Source organism: Streptomyces sp. NPDC046379 (genome assembly GCF_055587785.1).
In genome coordinates, this window is sequence record NZ_JBVJFP010000002.1 from 19,498 (window position 1) to 36,307 (window position 16,810).

15 protein-coding genes are annotated in these 16,810 nt (G+C 73.7%); 7 read left to right on the plus strand and 8 right to left on the minus strand.

The window, feature by feature from the left end; translation table 11 throughout:
- Window position 1: 1 nt before the first annotated feature.
- Entirely contained in the window at window positions 2-4,972 is a 4,971-nt protein-coding gene (locus tag ACZ6KF_RS04135) for an ATP-dependent helicase (protein ID WP_469158374.1), read from the minus strand.
- A gap of 120 nt (window positions 4,973-5,092) precedes the next feature.
- Here ACZ6KF_RS04135 and ACZ6KF_RS04140 point away from each other — a divergent pair, with 120 nt between their 5' ends.
- Genes ACZ6KF_RS04140 through ACZ6KF_RS04150 form a run of 3 tightly spaced genes read left to right on the plus strand, consistent with a single transcriptional unit; the run spans window position 5,093 to window position 6,992 of the window.
- Window positions 5,093-5,989: an AraC family transcriptional regulator gene (locus ACZ6KF_RS04140; protein ID WP_469158373.1), complete on the plus strand. Its 897-nt coding sequence runs from the start codon at window positions 5,093-5,095 to the stop codon at window positions 5,987-5,989.
- A complete protein-coding gene (locus tag ACZ6KF_RS04145) occupies window positions 5,959-6,687 on the plus strand; it encodes an AzlC family ABC transporter permease (protein WP_469237208.1) in 729 nt (242 codons plus the stop codon). The genes ACZ6KF_RS04140 and ACZ6KF_RS04145 overlap by 31 nt, the downstream gene beginning before the upstream one ends.
- Window positions 6,684-6,992: an AzlD domain-containing protein gene (locus tag ACZ6KF_RS04150; protein WP_356636821.1), complete on the plus strand. Its 309-nt coding sequence runs from the start codon at window positions 6,684-6,686 to the stop codon at window positions 6,990-6,992. The genes ACZ6KF_RS04145 and ACZ6KF_RS04150 overlap by 4 nt, the downstream gene beginning before the upstream one ends.
- Before the next feature lie 12 nt (window positions 6,993-7,004).
- Here the strand turns inward: ACZ6KF_RS04150 and ACZ6KF_RS04155 are convergent, their stop codons facing one another.
- A complete protein-coding gene (locus ACZ6KF_RS04155) occupies window positions 7,005-7,949 on the minus strand; it encodes a hypothetical protein (RefSeq protein WP_469237209.1) in 945 nt (314 codons plus the stop codon).
- 82 nt (window positions 7,950-8,031) lie between these two features.
- Between ACZ6KF_RS04155 and ACZ6KF_RS04160 the strand changes: the two genes are divergently transcribed.
- The 4 genes from ACZ6KF_RS04160 (at window position 8,032) to recX (ending at window position 11,722) form a co-directional block, all read left to right on the plus strand.
- Window positions 8,032-8,226 carry a DUF3046 domain-containing protein gene (locus tag ACZ6KF_RS04160; RefSeq protein ID WP_356636817.1) on the plus strand — a complete coding sequence of 65 codons (195 nt, stop codon included), beginning with the start codon at window positions 8,032-8,034 and terminating at the stop codon, window positions 8,224-8,226.
- Between the two features lie 60 nt (window positions 8,227-8,286).
- Complete coding sequence (locus ACZ6KF_RS04165) at window positions 8,287-9,585, plus strand: AI-2E family transporter (protein WP_356636815.1); 1,299 nt, start codon at window positions 8,287-8,289, stop codon at window positions 9,583-9,585.
- Between the two features lie 226 nt (window positions 9,586-9,811).
- Window positions 9,812-10,939, plus strand: coding sequence for a recombinase RecA (recA, locus tag ACZ6KF_RS04170; protein ID WP_356636813.1), 1,128 nt, complete (start codon window positions 9,812-9,814; stop codon window positions 10,937-10,939).
- A 3-nt stretch (window positions 10,940-10,942) separates the two neighbouring features.
- Window positions 10,943-11,722 (plus strand): recombination regulator RecX, encoded by a 780-nt coding sequence (gene recX / locus ACZ6KF_RS04175; protein ID WP_356636811.1) that lies wholly within the window; start codon window positions 10,943-10,945, stop codon window positions 11,720-11,722.
- A 19-nt stretch (window positions 11,723-11,741) separates the two neighbouring features.
- Here the strand turns inward: recX and ACZ6KF_RS04180 are convergent, their stop codons facing one another.
- The 6 genes from ACZ6KF_RS04180 to ACZ6KF_RS04205 all read right to left on the minus strand — a co-directional run bounded on the left by ACZ6KF_RS04180 (window position 11,742) and on the right by ACZ6KF_RS04205 (window position 16,710).
- The gene (locus ACZ6KF_RS04180) at window positions 11,742-12,161 is read right to left on the minus strand and encodes a rhodanese-like domain-containing protein (protein ID WP_356636809.1); all 420 of its coding nucleotides are present in this window, start codon (window positions 12,159-12,161) and stop codon (window positions 11,742-11,744) included.
- Window positions 12,158-12,748 (minus strand): cupin domain-containing protein, encoded by a 591-nt coding sequence (locus ACZ6KF_RS04185; RefSeq protein ID WP_356636807.1) that lies wholly within the window; start codon window positions 12,746-12,748, stop codon window positions 12,158-12,160. The genes ACZ6KF_RS04180 and ACZ6KF_RS04185 overlap by 4 nt, the downstream gene beginning before the upstream one ends.
- 85 nt (window positions 12,749-12,833) lie before the next feature.
- Window positions 12,834-12,920, minus strand: a complete 87-nt coding sequence (locus ACZ6KF_RS04190) for a putative leader peptide (protein ID WP_469237579.1) — start codon at window positions 12,918-12,920, stop codon at window positions 12,834-12,836.
- 176 nt (window positions 12,921-13,096) lie between these two features.
- Window positions 13,097-14,950 (minus strand): FAD-dependent monooxygenase, encoded by a 1,854-nt coding sequence (locus ACZ6KF_RS04195; protein WP_469237212.1) that lies wholly within the window; start codon window positions 14,948-14,950, stop codon window positions 13,097-13,099.
- 177 nt (window positions 14,951-15,127) lie between these two features.
- The gene (locus tag ACZ6KF_RS04200) at window positions 15,128-16,036 is read right to left on the minus strand and encodes an amino acid ABC transporter permease (protein ID WP_356637045.1); all 909 of its coding nucleotides are present in this window, start codon (window positions 16,034-16,036) and stop codon (window positions 15,128-15,130) included.
- The gene (locus tag ACZ6KF_RS04205) at window positions 16,033-16,710 is read right to left on the minus strand and encodes an amino acid ABC transporter permease (RefSeq protein ID WP_356637043.1); all 678 of its coding nucleotides are present in this window, start codon (window positions 16,708-16,710) and stop codon (window positions 16,033-16,035) included. Before ACZ6KF_RS04205 ends, ACZ6KF_RS04200 begins: the two co-directional genes overlap by 4 nt.
- Window positions 16,711-16,810: the final 100 nt, after the last annotated feature.

Sequence of the window (16,810 nt, forward strand, 5' to 3'; positions counted from 1 at the left end):
ATCATGCCCGCAGCCTCAGACCTCTCGGGGTCGCGACGAAGCCCGCCGTCTCCAGGAGGACGCCCACGGGGGAGGTCAGGGCCGGGGAGCCGTTGACGCGCTCCACCGTGACCGTGCCGAGCGAGCCCGCGCGGGCGGCCTCCGCCAGGGCCTCGGCCGCGGCGCGCAGGCGCGGGTCGTCGGCGGCCGGGGCGTCGGGCTCGGACGGCCAGGCCAGCAGGGTCTTGCCGCCGCGTTCCATGTACAGGGCCGGTTCGCCGTCGACCAGGACGACGAGGGCGCCCGCCTTGCGGCCCGGCTTGTGCCCGGCATCGGTCGGGGGATCGGGCCAGGGCAGGGCGGCGCCGTAGGCGTTGGCGGGGTCGGCGGCGGCCAGGACGACGGCACGGGAGGCGGGCGCGGAACGTCCACCGTGGCGGTTGCCGGAGAAAGGGCCCGGGCCCGGGGTGTACGGGGCTCGGTTGCCGCCGCTGTGCCCGGCCGGGGCGGGCCGGGCGGCGGCCGTGCCCGGCGCGGGGTGGTCCCGCGGGGAGACGTACTCGCCCGGCGCGGGGTGGTGCAGGGACGGGTCGCCGTCGGGGAGGTCGAACGCGGTGTCGGACTCGTAGGCGTGGCCGTGGTCGTCGAAGGGGCCGAGGGCGTCGGAGGGGCCGAAGAAGCCGTCGGCGGCGGAGAAACCGGGGCCTGCTCCCTGCGCGGCGGCGGACGCCGGGCCGGGGAGGTTCTCGCCGCGCTCGCGGGCGTTGGCCACGGCGCGCAGGCGGTCCACGGCGCCGTCCATCGCGAACTGCGCGGCGCCGAGCCCTTCCACCACGTAGCCCCGCCGGGCCTGACCGCTCTCCTCGAACACCGACAGGACCCGGTACGTCGCCGAGAAGCCGCCCTCGACGCCCTCTGCCTGGACCGCGCCGCGCGTGACCACGCCGTGTCGGTCGAGGAGGGTACGGGCGAGGGCGTGGGCCCGCACGGTGGGATCCGCCTCGTGGGCCGGGAGCAGGGACCAGCGGCCGGCGACCGTCGGCGGGCCGCCGCGGGAGGCGGGGCGGGCGGCGGCGGTGAGCGCGCCGTAGCGCCCGCGCGGGACGGTGCGCTTGGCGCGGTGGGCCGTGGAGCCGGCGGTGCGGCCGGAGCCGAGCAGGGAGCGCAGCGGGGCCAGCGTGTCGTTCGTCAGCCGCCCGGACCAGGCCAGGTCCCAGATCGCGTCGGCGAGCTGGGGATCGGTGACGTCGGGGTGGGTGGTGGCGCGGACCTGGTCGGCGATCTGGCGGAAGAACAGGCCGTAGCCGCCGGAGAGGGCGTCGAGGACGGACTGGTGGAGGGCGGTCGGCTCCAGCGGGTGCGGGGACGGCAGGAGCAGGGGGGCCGCGTCGGCCAGGTACAGGGAGATCCAGCCGTCCTTGCCGGGGAGCGCGCCCGCCCCCGCCCACACCACCTCGCCGGCGGCGGTCAGCTCGTCCAGCATCGCGGGGGTGTAGCCCGCTACGCGGGAGGGCAGGACGAGCTTTTCGAGGGCCGAGGCGGGCACGGAGGCGCCCTGGAGCTGTTCGATCGCGCGCACCAGGCCGTCGACGCCGCGCAGGGCGTGGCCCTTGCCGATGTGCTGCCACTGCGGGAGGAACTGGGCGAGCGCGGCCGGCGGCACCGGCTCCAGCTCGTGTCGCAGGGCGGCCAGGGAGCGACGGCGCAGCCGGCGCAGCACGGTCGCGTCGCACCACTCCTGGCCGATGCCGGCGGGGTGGAACTCGCCCTGGACGACCCGCCCGCTCGCGCCCAGCCGCTGCAGGGCGCCCTCGGTGACGGCCACGCCGAGGCCGAAGCGGTCCGCGGCCGTGACCGAGGTGAACGGGCCGTGGGTGCGGGCGTAGCGCGCCAGGAGGTCGCCCAGTGGGTCCTTCACCGGTTCGGTGAAGGCCTCGGGCACGCCGACCGGCAGGGCCGTGCCGAGCGCGTCGCGCAGGCGGCCGGCGTCCTCGATCGCCGCCCAGTGACCGGTGCCGCCGATGCGGACGCGGATCGCGCGGCGGGCGACCGCCAGCTCCTGCGCCCATCCGGGTTCGGCGCCCCGCTCGGCCAGCTCGGCGTCGGTGAGCGGGCCGAGCAGGCGCAGCAGGTCGGCGACGCCCTCGACGTCCTTGACGCGCCGGTCCTCGGTCAGCCACTGCAGTTCGCGCTCCAGCTCGGTCAGCACTTCCGCGTCGAGCAGTTCGCGCAGCTCGGCCTGGCCGAGCAGCTCGGCGAGCAGCCGGGAGTCCAGCGACAGGGCGGCGGCGCGGCGCTCGGCGAGCGGGGAGTCCCCCTCGTAAAGGAACTGGGCGACGTAACCGAACAGGAGGGAGCGCGCGAAGGGGGAGGGCTCGGGGGTGGTGACCTCGACGAGGCGGACCCGGCGGGACTCCAGGTCGCCCATCAGCTCGACGAGCCCGGGGACGTCGAAGACGTCCTGGAGGCATTCGCGGACCGCCTCGAGGACGATCGGGAAGGAACCGAACTCCCCGGCCACCTGGAGGAGCTGACTGGCCCGCTGGCGCTGCTGCCACAGGGGGGTGCGCTTGCCGGGGTTGCGGCGCGGCAGCAGCAGCGCGCGGGCGGCGCACTCCCGGAAGCGGGCGGCGAACAGGGCGGAGCCGCCGACCTGGTCGGTGACGATTCCGTCGATCTCGCCCTTGTCGAAGACCACGTCGGCCGCGCCGACGGGAGCCTGTTCGGCGTCGTACTCCGTGCCGGCCTTCATCGGCTCCTGGTCCAGCAGGTCCAGGCTCAGCAGGTCCGCGTCGGGCAGGCGCAGCACGATGCCGTCGTCGGCGTGCATGACCTGGGCGTCCATGCCGTAGCGCTCGGACAGCTTGGCGCCGAGGGCGAGCGCCCACGGGGCGTGGACCTGGGCGCCGAAGGGGGAGTGCACGACGACCCGCCAGTCGCCCAGCTCGTCGCGGAACCGCTCCACGACGATGGTGCGGTCGTCGGGGACGTGGCCGCAGGCCTCGCGCTGCTCGTCCAGGTAGGACAGGACGTTGTCCGCGGCCCAGGCGTCCAGTCCCGCGGCGAGCAGGCGCAGCCGGGCGTCCTCCTTGGACAGCGAGCCGACCTCGCGCAGGAACGCGCCCAGCGCGCGGCCCAGCTCCAGCGGGCGGCCCAGCTGGTCGCCCTTCCAGAAGGGCAGCCTGCCGGGCACGCCGGGCGCGGGGGAGACCAGGACGCGGTCGCGGGTGATGTCCTCGATGCGCCAGGAGCTGGTGCCGAGCGTGAAGACGTCGCCCACGCGCGACTCGTACACCATCTCCTCGTCCAGCTCGCCGACCCGGCCGCCGCCCTTCTTGGGGTCGGCGCCGGCGAGGAAGACCCCGAACAGGCCCCGGTCGGGGATCGTGCCCCCGGACGTCACCGCGAGGCGCTGGGCGCCGGGACGCCCGGTGACCGTGCCGGCGACCCGGTCCCACACCACGCGCGGGCGCAGCTCCGCGAAGGCGTCGGACGGGTAGCGGCCGGCGAGCATGTCGAGGACCGCGGTGAACGCGGACTCCGGGAGCGAGGCGAAGGGAGCGGCGCGGCGGACCAGGGCCAGCAGGTCGTCCACCTGCCAGGTGTCCATCGCCGTCATGGCGACGAGCTGCTGGGCGAGGACGTCGAGGGGGTTGGCGGGGACCTTCAGGGACTCGATGGCGCCGGTGCGCATCCGCTCGGTGACCACGGCCGCCTGGACCAGGTCGCCGCGGTACTTCGGGAAGACCACGCCGGTGGAGACGGCGCCGACCTGGTGCCCCGCGCGGCCGACGCGCTGGAGCCCGGAGGCGACGGAGGGCGGCGACTCCACCTGGACGACGAGGTCGACGGCGCCCATGTCGATGCCCAGCTCCAGGCTGGAGGTGGCGACCACCGCGGGCAGCCGGCCCGCCTTGAGGTCCTCCTCCACCAGGGCGCGCTGCTCCTTGGAGACCGAGCCGTGGTGGGCGCGCGCGAGCAGGGGCGGGGCGCCCTGGGCGGAGCCGGAGCCGCCCATCAGGTCGGCCGGGGAGTGGTGCTCGTCCAGGGGTTCGCCGGTGGCGCGCTCGTAGGCGATCTCGTTGAGCCGGTTGCACAGGCGCTCCGCCAGCCGGCGGGAGTTGGCGAAGACGATGGTGGAGCGGTGGGACTGGACCAGGTCGGCGATGCGCTCCTCGACATGCGGCCAGATGGAGGGGCGCTCCGCGCCTTCGTTGCCGTCGGCGACCGGGGAGCCGCCCAGTTCGCCGAGGTCCTCCACCGGGACCACGACGGAGAGGTCGAACTCCTTGCCCGACTTCGGCTGGACGATCTCCACCTTGCCGCGCGGGGACAGGAAACGGGCGACCTCGTCGACCGGGCGGACGGTGGCGGACAGGCCGATGCGGCGGGCCGGTCCGGGCAGCAGCTCGTCCAGGCGCTCGAGGGAGAGGGCGAGGTGCGCGCCGCGCTTGGTGCCGGCGACCGCGTGCACCTCGTCCAGGATCACCGTCTCGATGCCGGTCAGCGCGTCCCGCGCGGCCGACGTCAGCATCAGGAACAGGGACTCGGGCGTGGTGATCAGGATGTCCGGCGGGCGGGTGGCCAGGGCGCGGCGCTCGGCGGGCGGGGTGTCGCCGGAGCGGATGCCGACCCTGACCTCCGGCTCGGGCAGGCCCAGGCGGACGGATTCCTGGCGGATGCCGGTCAGCGGGCTGCGCAGGTTGCGCTCCACGTCGACCGCCAGCGCCTTGAGGGGGGAGACGTAGAGAACGCGGCAGCGCTTCCCGGGGTCGGCCGGGGGCGGGGTGGAGGCGAGCCGGTCGAGGGCGGCGAGGAAGGCGGCCAGGGTCTTGCCGGATCCGGTGGGGGCGACCACGAGCACGTCCGAGCCCTCGCGGATGGCCTGCCACGCGCCGGCCTGGGCCGCGGTGGGCGCGGAGAACGCCCCCGTGAACCAGCCGCGGGTCGCGGGGGAGAAGCCGTCGAGGGCCCGGTGAGCGGAGCGTGCCATGGATCCATCCTGCACCCGGCCACTGACATTCGCGCTGACCTGGGAAAACGCCGCTTGCCGGGGTGCGGGGCGGGAAGGGGCGGCACGCCGGTCGCGGCGGGCATGGCGGAGAATGGGGGCATGGCGGTTTCGGCGGGGGAGCGGGCGCGGCACTGGCAGTACGCGGAGCTGCCCGGTGTCGATCTGCTGCGGGCGCGGTACATCCGCAAGACGTTCGTCCGGCACACGCACGAGAACTTCGTCATCGCCGCCGTCTCCGACGGGGTCGAGGTGTTCCACCACGGCGGCAGCGACCAGTACGTGGGCGCCGGGGCGCTCGCCCTGGTCAACCCCGACACCCCGCACACCGGACGGGCGGGGGTGCCCGAGGGGTGGCGGTACGGGGCGGTGTACCCGTCGCCCGACCTGGTCGCCGAGATAGCCGCCGAGACCACCGCCCTGCGCGGCACGCCCGGTTTCGTCAGTCCCGTGCTCGACGACCCCTACGCGGCCGGGCTGGTGCACCGGGTGCTGCGCGCCGCCGACGAGGGCAACGCGCTCGCCGCCGACACCCTGCTGCGGGTCGCGGTGACCCGCCTGCTGCGCCTGAACGGCGGGCCGCTGCCGCGCCGGGAGGTGCGCACCGCCGGGGCGCGGGTCGCCGTACGCGCGCGTGCCGTGCTGGAGGAGCGGCTGGCAGCGCCGCCCACTCTGGAGCAGCTCGCGGCCGACCTCGGCGTGAGCCCGTTCGCCCTGCTGCGGGCCTTCCGCGACGCCTACGGGATGCCGCCGCACGCCTGGCTGACCGACGCCCGGGTCCGGCGCGCGCGGCGTCTGCTCGACGCCGGCACGAGCATCGCGGACGCGGCCGCCGCCGTCGGCTTCGCCGACCAGCCGCATCTGAACCGGCACTTCAGCCGGATCGTCGGGGTGCCGCCGGGCGCCTATCGGCGCGAGCGCAAGAACGTACAAGACGCCGCGCGCCGGATGCTCGTATCGTCCGGCGGGTGGCAGAACAGACAGCACTCGCAGACATAGGAAACGACGGCGGAGCCAAGCCCGACGCCGCCGTCGTACGGGACGCGCTCGGGGTCGGCATCGCGGTCGGGCTGTCCGGGTTCGCCTTCGGGGTGACCGCGGCCGGCGGCGGGCTCACGGTGCTGCAGACCTGCGCGCTGAGCCTGCTGGTGTTCACCGGCGCGTCCCAGTTCGCACTGGTCGGGGCGCTCGCCGCCGGCGGCAACCCGCTCACGGCCGCCGCGGGGGCGTTCTTCCTCGGGGTGCGCAACGCCTTCTACGGCCTGCGGCTGTCGCAGTTGCTGGCCCTCCCGCGCGCGGTGCGTCCCTTCGCCGCCCAGTGGGTGATCGACGAGACCACGGCGGTGTCGCTCGCGCAGCCCACGCGCCGCGCCGCCCGGCTCGGGTTCGCGGTGACCGGGCTCTCCCTGTACGTGCTGTGGAACCTGACCACGCTGCTCGGGGCGCTGGGCGCCGAGGCCCTCGGCGACACCGACGCGTGGGGGCTGGACGCGGCCGGGCCCGCGGTCTTCCTCGCGCTGCTCGCGCCGATGCTCAGGACCGCGGCCGAGCGGGCCGTCGCCGGGATCGCCGTGGTCCTCGGCCTGGGGCTGCTGCCGGTGCTGCCCGCGGGCGTGCCGGTGCTGATCTCGGCGCTCGCGGCGCCGGCCGTGCTGTTCGTCCAGGGACGCCGCCGCGGGCAGGAGGAAGGGCTGTGAACGTCTGGCTCGCGATCGGTGCGACCGCCGTCGGCTGTTACGCCGTCAAGCTCGCCGGGCTGCTGGTCCCGGCCGGCGTGCTCGAACGACCCCTGGTCAAACGGCTGGCCGCCCTCGTGCCCGTCGCCCTGCTGGCCGCGCTGACGGCCCAGCAGACCTTCGCCGACGGCCGGGAGCTGGTGCTGGACGCGCGGCTCGCGGGCGTCGCGGCGGCCGCCGTGGCGCTGCTCCTGCGGGCGCCGTTCCTGCTCGTGGTCGGGGCGGCCGTGGTGGTCACGGCTGGGGTGCGGGCGCTGGGCGGCTGAACCGCCGGGGTGTCAGCCGAAGGCCCGGCCGTGCGCCCGCAGGGTGTGCAGCGCCTCGATGGTCACCATGGGGCGTGCCTCCAGGGCCGGAGCGGGCGCCCACTGCCGCCAGCGGATCGGCCAGCCTCCGTCCTCCTGCTGCTGACCGGCCAGGAAGTCCAGGGAACGCGCCATCTCCGCGTCGGTGAACCAGGCGCGCGCGAGGGAGTGCGGCGTCCGCGCGTAGTCGTACGGGAAGTGGTGCTCGCCCGGGGCGTAGCCGGGGGACACCGGATGGGACCCGGCGTCCTCCGGGTCCAGGACGGCGAGACGCTGCTCGCGCACCAGGCGGCCCAGGCGTTCGGCGGCGGCCTCCGCGCGCGGACGGTCGGGAGCGGAGTCCAGGAAGGTCACGGCCGCCTCGACCTCGTAGGGGTGGGTCGTCTCCAGCGATTCGACCGCCCGCCAGCAGAAGTCGGTCGCCCGGAACAGCCAGGCGTGCCAGACCTCGTTGCGGTGCAGCAGGCCGACGACCGGGCCGGTGGCGAGCAGATCGCCGGGCGGGTCGTCGGCGACCGTCACGAACGGGGCCGCGGGGTAGCCCCGTTGGGAGGGATGGACCGCGGGCAGGGCGCCGTCCGTGGTGGACACCGAGGTCAGATAGCGGCACACGCGTTCCACCCGCTGCCCGCCGCAGCGCCCGATGGAGTCCAGGACGCGCAGCGCGTGCGCGGTGTGCAGCGGCTGGCTGACCGGGCCGCGCAGATCGGGCTCCAGGGCGTGGCCGTATCCGCCGTCCTGGTTCAGATAGGCGTCCAGCGCCGTCTCCACCGGGTCTGCGTCGCCGTGCAGGAAGTGATGGGCGAACAGGCGCTGCTCCAGTACGCGCGCGGTGAGCCAGACGAACTGCTCGGCGCGGAACAGCGGTGAGCGCGCCGAGGGCGTCGGGGAGAGGGAGGAAGCTCCGGTTGCGGCCATGCGTCAGACCGTAGGACGCCGGGAGCGGTCCCGGCGAGAGGTCCCCCGCCGGACCCACTCTCCGGAGCGGGATACTGAAGGCATGAGGTTGACGGTCTTCTGGGAGCGGATGACGGAGCACTTCGGCGCGGGGTACGCCGAGACCTTCGCGCGCGATCATGTGATGTCGGAGCTCGGCGGCCGCACCGTCGACGAGGCGCTGGACGCCGGCTGGGAGGCCAAGGACGTGTGGCGGGTGGTCTGCTCCGTCATGAACGTTCCGCAGGAGCGTCGCTGACCCGTCACGAAGACCGCCCCGCCGGGGCCCGTTGTCGGCGGCGTGGGCGAGACTGGCACCGTGGCACGCACAGATGAGACCGGGCAGACGGCCCGGCAGGCAGTTCCGCCCGGTACGACGCCGCCCGCCCCGCCCCCTGCGGGCCGCGGCGCGGCGCCGGGCGACCGCATGCCGCGCTGGCTGCCGAAGGCCATGGTGCTCGCCCTCGCCCTCGTGGCCGCGTTCCAGCTGGGCAGCTGGGCCTTCCACCAGATGACCGGGCTGCTGATCAACGTCCTGATCGCGTTCTTCCTCGCCCTGGCCATCGAGCCGGCGGTGAGCTGGATGGCCTCGCGCGGGATGCGCCGGGGGCTGGCCACGGGGCTCGTCTTCCTCGCCGTGATGATCGTGGCGGCGGGGTTCGTCACGCTGCTCGGCTCGATGCTCGCCGGGCAGATCATCACCATGATCGAAGGGCTCCCCGACTACCTCGACTCCGTGATCAACTGGGTCAACACGCACTTCCACACCGACCTGAAGCGCGTCGACATCCAGGAAGGGCTGCTGCGCTCCGACTGGCTGCGCGGCTATGTGCAGAACAGCGCCACCGGTGTGCTGGACGTCTCGGCCCAGGTCCTCGGCGGACTGTTCCAGCTGCTGACGATCACGCTGTTCTCGTTCTACTTCGCCGCCGACGGGCCCCGGCTGCGCCGTGCCCTGTGCTCCGTGCTGCCGCCGGCCCGGCAGGCCGAGGTGCTGCGGGCCTGGGAGATCGCGGTCGACAAGACCGGCGGCTACATCTACTCGCGCGGCCTGATGGCCCTCGTCTCGGGCGCCGCGCACTACATACTGCTGGAGATCCTGGGCGTGCCGTATGCGCCCGTGCTGGCGGTGTGGGTGGGGCTCGTCTCCCAGTTCATCCCCACCATCGGCACCTATCTCGCGGGCGCGCTGCCCATGCTGATCGCGTTCACGGTCGATCCCCTCTACGCGCTGTGGGTGCTGATCTTCGTCGTCATCTACCAGCAGTTCGAGAACTACGTGCTGCAGCCCAAGCTGACCTCGAAGACCGTCGACATCCATCCCGCCGTCGCCTTCGGCTCGGTCATCGCGGGCACCGCCCTGCTCGGCGCGGTCGGCGCGCTGATCGCCATCCCGGCCGTCGCCACGCTCCAGGCGTTCCTCGGGGCGTACGTGAAGCGGTACGACGTCACCGACGACCCGCGGGTCCACGGCCACCGGCGCCGGGCGGTCGGGCCGGGTCTGTTCGCACGCGCCCGGCATCTGTGGGGCGGCCGGGCGGGTCCGCAGGGGAGAGGGCCGCAGGCGCGGGGACCGGAGGACGGGCAGCCGGGGGAGAGGGACGAGCCCTCGTCCTGACGTGCCCGCGTAGTCTCGGAGGTGCCGCGTGGTGCGCTTGACTCAAAAATCGAACATCCATTCTCATGGAGGCTCCGGCGTGGCCTACGACGGGGTTTTCCACAGCGTTTGATGGTGAAGTGCCCGAGTTATCCACAGGCCGGACCGGCGTCGGGGCGCATTGTCAGTGGCAGGCGTTAGCGTCTTTGACGTGAAGCGATCGACTCAAGCAAACCGGGTGGAACCCATGGCAGGTACCGACCGCGAGAAGGCGCTCGACGCCGCGCTCGCACAGATTGAACGACAATTCGGCAAGGGCGCGGTCATGCGCATGGGCGACCGGACCAACGAGCCCATCGAGGTCATCCCCACCGGGTCGACCGCGCTGGACGTGGCCCTCGGCGTGGGCGGCCTGCCGCGTGGCCGTGTCGTGGAGATCTACGGACCGGAGTCCTCCGGTAAGACGACCCTGACCCTGCACGCGGTGGCGAACGCCCAGAAGGCCGGCGGACAGGTCGCCTTCGTGGACGCCGAGCACGCCCTCGACCCCGAGTACGCCAAGAAGCTCGGCGTCGACATCGACAACCTGATCCTGTCCCAGCCGGACAACGGCGAGCAGGCCCTGGAGATCGTGGACATGCTGGTCCGCTCCGGCGCCCTCGACCTCATCGTCATCGACTCCGTCGCCGCCCTCGTGCCGCGCGCGGAGATCGAGGGCGAGATGGGCGACAGCCACGTGGGTCTGCAGGCCCGTCTGATGAGCCAGGCCCTGCGGAAGATCACCAGCGCGCTCAACCAGTCCAAGACCACCGCCATCTTCATCAACCAGCTCCGCGAGAAGATCGGCGTGATGTTCGGCTCGCCGGAGACCACGACCGGTGGCCGCGCGCTGAAGTTCTACGCCTCGGTGCGCATCGACATCCGCCGCATCGAGACCCTGAAGGACGGCACGGAGGCGGTCGGCAACCGCACCCGCTGCAAGGTCGTCAAGAACAAGGTCGCACCGCCCTTCAAGCAGGCCGAGTTCGACATCCTGTACGGCCACGGGATCAGCCGCGAGGGCGGCCTGATCGACATGGGCGTGGAGCACGGCTTCGTCCGCAAGGCCGGCGCCTGGTACACGTACGAGGGCGACCAGCTCGGCCAGGGCAAGGAGAACGCGCGCAACTTCCTCAAGGACAACCCCGACCTGGCCAACGAGATCGAGAAGAAGATCAAGGAGAAGCTGGGCGTCGGAGTGCGGCCGCAGGAGCCGGCCGCCGAGCCGGGTCCGGACGCCACGGTCGCCACCGCCGCGGACGACACCGCCAAGGCGGTGCCCGCTCCGGCTGCGGCGAAGACGGCCAGGACCAAGGCCGCGGTCGCCAAGAGCTGATCCGTGACACGGCGAACCGACTGGGCCGAGTACGCGTACCCCGGCACCCCACGGGAGCCGGGCCCGGGGGGCGTGTGCACGGGGGGCTTCGGCGGGAACCCGGATCACGATCAGGATCCGGATCGGGGCGGGCACGACCGGACGGACACGAGCCCGTACGCCGGTGACGACCGCCCACGGGGTGGACGTGGGCGGCGCCGGCGCGGCTTCGGAGAACCGTCCGCACAGGACGGGGGCGCCTCCTCCTCGTCGAGGGCCGAGAAGGGGGAGTCCCCGGGGGACCCGGTGGAGCGGGCACGGGCGATCTGCCTGCGCCTGCTCACCGGGACCCCGCGCACCCGCAAACAGCTCGCAGACGCCCTGCGCAAGCGGGAGATCCCGGACGACGTGGCCGAGCAGGTGCTGTCGCGGTTCGAGGAGGTCGGCCTGATCAACGACAGCGCGTTCGCGGACGCGTGGGTGGAGTCCCGGCATCACGGCCGAGGGCTGGCGCGGCGGGCGCTCGCCCAGGAGCTGCGCACCAAGGGCGTCGACTCCACGCTGATCGACGAGGCCGTCTCCCGGCTCGACTCCGAGCAGGAGGAGGCGACCGCGCGCGAACTGGTCGCCCGCAAGCTGCGCTCCACACGGGGCCTGGACCGCGACAAGCGGCTGCGCCGCCTCGCGGGCATGCTCGCCCGCAAGGGATACCCCGAGGGCCTGGCGCTGAGAGTGGTCCGGCAGGCCCTCGACGCGGAGGGGGAGGAGACGGAGTCCCTGGACGAGGGGTACGACGGGTTCTAGCGACGGGCGGCCGTCCGGATCACCGGCTGCCCGGCGCGGGCGCCACCACCGGCAGCCCTGCCGCACGCCACGCCTGGAAGCCGCCCACCACATCGGTGGCCCGGTGCAGCCCCAGCCGGTGCAGGGACTCCGCCGCCAGGCTGGAGGCGTACCCCTCGTTGCACAGGACCACGACGCGCAGCCCGTGACCGGTCGCCTCGGGGAGCCGGTGGCTGCCGAGCGGATCGAGCCGCCACTCCAGTTCGTTGCGCTCGACGACGAGGGCCCCCGGGACGAGGCCGTCCCGCTCGCGCAGGGCGGCGTACCGGATGTCGACCAGTACGGCCTCGCCGGCGCGCGCGGCGTCGTACGCCTCCGGCGGCTCGACCCGTCGGTATCCCCGCCGAACCCGCTCCAGCAACTCGTCGATGCCGACCGGGCCTTCGGCCGTGGCGCTCACTGCCAGTCCTCCGGGCGCTCGACCTGCTCCAGCCGCAGCACCTGCCCCGTACGGCTGAAGCGGCGGATGCGGGGCAGCGGCGGGTAGTAGGCGTGCACGGAGATCGCGTGCACGGCGGACTCGTTGAGCACCTCGTGGACGTGGTGACGGCCGAAGGCGCGGCCCTGCCCGGCCGGCAGCCGGCGTTCCCGGTCCACGCCGTCGGTCAGTTCCAGGGTCTTCCAGCCGTCGGTGGGCAGCCGGGCGGCGAGCGAGTACTCCCGCAGCTCGCCGCGCGCGGTGAGGAAGGCGCCCACCGAGTCGGCGTGATCGTGCCAGCCGGTGCCGGAACCGGGAGGCCAGCCGATCAGCCAGGCCTCACTGCCGCCGGGCCCGTCGAGACGCACCCACGTACGGCCCTCGGGGTCCAGCGGGAGGGAGTCGATCAGCGCGGCGTCGGCCGCGGTGCGCCGGACGAACTCCAGGAGGTCGGCCTGAGTCGGGGCCCTGTCGACGGACCCGGTGGACCCGGCGACCCCAGTGGACCCGATGTCGGCGTCGGCGACGGCGGAGGAGGCGGGCGAAGGGGCGTGGGAGGAGACAGACATGTGCACCGTCCTGGTGAGCGTTCGCGAAAGTGCGGCGCACGGCGAGGAGTTCGGCCGGCGCGGGCACGGAGAAAGGGATGCGAGATCAGCAGGGCGGACGACACACGCAGCCCGCATAGCGGACGAGGTCCACGTGGACCCTCCGCCACAGGCGCACATCGGTGTCGATCACGATCGGGAGTACACCACGCGGCCGCGGAGCACCGCTGGGACGGGCCCCAGGCGGCCGACGAGCGGGCCGGGTGAGGCCGACGAGCGGGTGGGACGAGGCCGACGAGAGGCGCTCAAGGACGTAAGACGAGGACCGAGAGGACTCCGTCCTCTCGGTCCCCGGGGGGCCTCCCGGTCCTAGGAGGACGCCGACGAAACGGCCTCTTCCGCGTCCTGCGCGCGCCCTCCGAGGGTGGCCTCCGCCGCCGCGTACAGGTCGGCGGGACGGACCCCGTTCAGTGCCGTGACCAGGTGGCCGTCGGGCCGGATCAGCAGGACGGTGTGCGGGGCCGCGCCCGGATAGCTCTCGGCGACGAGCAGTTCCGCCGGGTGCGGCAGCGCGGTCACCGCGGCGGCCAGCCGGGGCATGATCCCCGCGGTCACCCAGTGCTTGCGCTCCCACACGCCCGTCCCCGGCGCGATCAGCAGCACCAGCAGCGCCCCGCGCCCCAGCCGGTCCCGCAGCCGTACGAACGACCCGTCCTCCGCCGTGACCCGCACATCCGTCACCGGCGCTCCCGGCGCGGTGTCGACGGACGCCTCCGCCTCCAGGCGCGGCGGCGCGATCGGCGAGCCGGCGTACACCCCCGGCGCGCCCAGCGGCCCGCGCCCCAAGTGACCGTCCGTCAGCAGCGCGTCGTGGCCGCGGGCCGTTCCCGGCACGTAGGACCGCAGCCCGCCGCCCCCGCGCACCAGCGGCAACGCCTGGTCGGCGGCGCGCAGCCGGGCGGCGACGACGGCGCGCCGCTCGGACTGGTAGCTGTCGAGGAGCGCCTCGTGCGGGCCGTGGTGCCAGGCCAGCGCCAGCTTCCAGGCGAGGTTGTCGGCGTCCCTGAGCCCTTCGTCCAGCCCGTGGGTGCCGAGCGCGCCGAGCAGATGGGCCGCGTCCCCGGCGACGAAGACCCGGCCGGCGCGCCAGCGGCGGGCCAGCCGGTGGTGGACGGTGTGCACGCCCGTGTCGAGGAGTTCGTAGGACGGCGTCGGGTCCTGGGTCCAGCCGGTGAGGGTCTCCCGGATGCGGGTGACGAGCAGTTCGGGCGTGACCAGGTCCTTGCCGGGCGGCAGCAGCCAGTCCAGCCGCCACACGCCGTCGGGCAGGGGGCGCGCGGCGATCTCGCCGGCCGAGGGGCCGGACGTGCGCCACGGCGGCATCCGGTGCAGCAGGGCGCGGCCGGGCCAGGGAAGCTCGGTGCGCAGCGCGGCGACGGCGTGCCGCTCCACCGCCGTACGGCCGGGGAAGCGGATGTCCTGGAGCTTGCGGACGGTGGAGCGGGGGCCGTCGCAGCCGACCAGGTAGCTGCCGCGCCACCAGGTGCCCCGGGGGCCGCGGGTGCGGGCGGCGACGCCGGAGCGTTCCTGCTCGATCGCGTCGAGGCGGCTGTCGACGGCGATCTCGGCGAGCGGTTCCCGGGCGAGGGCGGCGCGCAGGGCGCCGGTCAGAACGTGCTGGGCGAGGTGCACGGGGGCGGTGAGGGCGGGCTCACCGGTCCCGGAACCCGGGGCGCCGGACGAGGCCGCCGGGTTTGAGGCGCCCCGGCCGGCCGCACCGGCCCGCGCCTCGTCGCCGCGCCCGACGAAGCCGCCTGCGCCGTACTCGCCGTACCCCTCGGCCCCACCGAAACCGACCCCGCCGGAACCGGACGCGGACCCACCGGATCCGGCCCCGCCAGACCCGTATCCACCGGCCCCGGCCCCCTCCGCGCCCTCGACCCCCTCGCTCTCCCCGAACCCGATCTCCCGCATCACCTGCTTGCGCCGCACGGACCGCCATCCGGCCCAACGCATCGCGGCCCCGGCCTCGACGAGCGGCACTCCCGTCAGCCGTTCCACGAGGGCGGCGGTGTCGTCGCGCAGGACGACCGTGCGCGCGAGTCGGGGTTCGTCCGTGCCCGGCCCCTCGTCGAGGACCACGGACGGCACGTCCTGCCGTGCGAGCGCCAGGGCGAGCGTGAGCCCGACGGGCCCCGCTCCGACGATGATCACCGGGTCCACGGCGTGGCACTCCCCGTTCGCGGCGGCGCCCCGAGGGGCGTGAGTGAACAGGAGGTTGGAGCAGGGTGCACGATCACAGAACGTATGCAACCTATTGCCAGTGCTTGCGTCAAGTGACGGGGGGCAGTGGCGATCATGCCACTGCCCCCCGTGTCACCGCAGGTTATTGAAGGACCATCAGGTCTTTCCGGCCGCTCCGGTCCCGTGCGCCCCACCGATCTCGGCGGCGTTCAGGTCGTCCACGTCCTCGGCGCCGAGCACCGCGCCCGTGCTCCGCTTGCTGCGCCGCAGCCTGCCCTCCAGCCAGCTCGCGAAGCTGGTGAGGAGGAAGTTGAGGACGATGTAGATCACGGCCACCACGATGAAGCTCGGGATGACGTTGGCGTAGTTGGCCGCGAGGGTGCCGCGGGCGTTCAGCAGCTCGGTGAAGCCGAGCATCACGCCGCCCAGGGCGGTGTCCTTCACGATCACGACCAGCTGGCTGACGATCGCCGGGAGCATCGCCGTGACCGCCTGCGGCAGCAGGATGCTGCGCATGACCTGGCTCTTGCGCAGGCCGATCGCCTGGGCGGCCTCCGTCTGGCCCTTGGGCAGCGAGAGGATGCCGGCCCGGACGATCTCGGCGAGCACCGAGGCGTTGTAGAGCACGAGGCCGGTGACGACCGCGTACAGCGGCCGGTCCTCGCTGGAGACGTCCGTGGAACGGGCGTAGAACTCGTTCGCGAACAGCATCAGCAGCAGCACCGGGATGGCCCGGAAGAACTCCACCACCGCGCCGGCCGGGATCCGCACCCAGCTGTGGTCGGACAGGCGTGAGATGCCGAGGACGGCGCCCAGCGGCAGGGCGATGAGCATCGCGAGCGCCGCGGCCTTCAGGGTGTCGCCCAGGCCGGGCAGCAGATAGGTCGTCCATGCCTGGGACTCGGTGAACGGCTTCCACAGGGCCCACTTGAGCTGGCCCTTGTCGTCCATGACCTGCCAGATCCACCACAGCAGCGCGGCGAGCAGGACGAAGAAGACCACCGAGAAGAGCACATTGCGCCGCTTGGCCTTGGGGCCGGGGGCGTCGTAGAGAACGGAGGTCACCGCTTCACCGCCAGTCGCTTGCTCAGCCAGCCGAGGAACAGGCCGGTGGGCAGGGTCAGTACCACGAAGCCGAACGCGAAGATCGCGCCGATGAGCACCGTCTGCGCCTCGTTCTCGATCATTTCCTTCATCAGCAGGGCCGCCTCGCCGACGCCGATCGCCGCCGCCACCGTGGTGTTCTTGGTCAGCGCGATCAGGACGTTGGCCAGCGGGCCGATCACCGAGCGGAACGCCTGCGGCAGCACGACGTACCACAGCACCTGGCTGAAGCTCAGTCCGATGGCGCGGGCGGCCTCGGCCTGTCCGACGGGCACCGTGTTGATGCCGGAGCGCACCGCCTCGCAGACGAAGGCGGCGGTGTAGGCGACCAGGCCGAGCACCGCGAGGCGGAAGCCCTGGACCTCGAAGTCGTCCGGCGCGCCCATGGTCATGCCGAAGATGTCGGCGAGACCGAGCGAGGTGAAGACGATGACCACCGTCAGCGGGATGTTGCGGACGAGGTTCACATAGGCCGTGCCGAAGCCGCGCATCAGCGGAACCGGGCTGACCCGCATGGCGGCCAGCAGAGTGCCCCAGACGAGGGAGCCGACGGCCGAGAACACGGTGAGCTGCACCGTCACCCAGAAGGCACCCAGCAGGGTTGGATTGTCATATTCAGAAAGAAAGTCGAACACGGTCTCCCGCGCTTCCGGGGTCTGTGGCGTACCTGGCGGACGCGGCGCGCCGCCGCCGGGCACTGCGCAGGGCGGCGGCGCGCCGGTGGAACTCCGCGCG

What these genes read in the sequence shown, in the direction of transcription:
- ACZ6KF_RS04135 (WP_469158374.1), bottom strand. Translation starts at nt 4,972, where the DNA reads ATGGCACGCTCCGCTCACCGGGCCCTCGACGGCTTCTCCCCCGCGACC.
- ACZ6KF_RS04140 (WP_469158373.1), top strand. Translation starts at nt 5,093, where the DNA reads ATGGCGGTTTCGGCGGGGGAGCGGGCGCGGCACTGGCAGTACGCGGAG.
- ACZ6KF_RS04155 (WP_469237209.1), bottom strand. Translation starts at nt 7,949, where the DNA reads ATGGCCGCAACCGGAGCTTCCTCCCTCTCCCCGACGCCCTCGGCGCGC.
- ACZ6KF_RS04160 (WP_356636817.1), top strand. Translation starts at nt 8,032, where the DNA reads ATGAGGTTGACGGTCTTCTGGGAGCGGATGACGGAGCACTTCGGCGCG.
- recA (WP_356636813.1), top strand. Translation starts at nt 9,812, where the DNA reads ATGGCAGGTACCGACCGCGAGAAGGCGCTCGACGCCGCGCTCGCACAG.
- ACZ6KF_RS04185 (WP_356636807.1), bottom strand. Translation starts at nt 12,748, where the DNA reads ATGTCTGTCTCCTCCCACGCCCCTTCGCCCGCCTCCTCCGCCGTCGCC.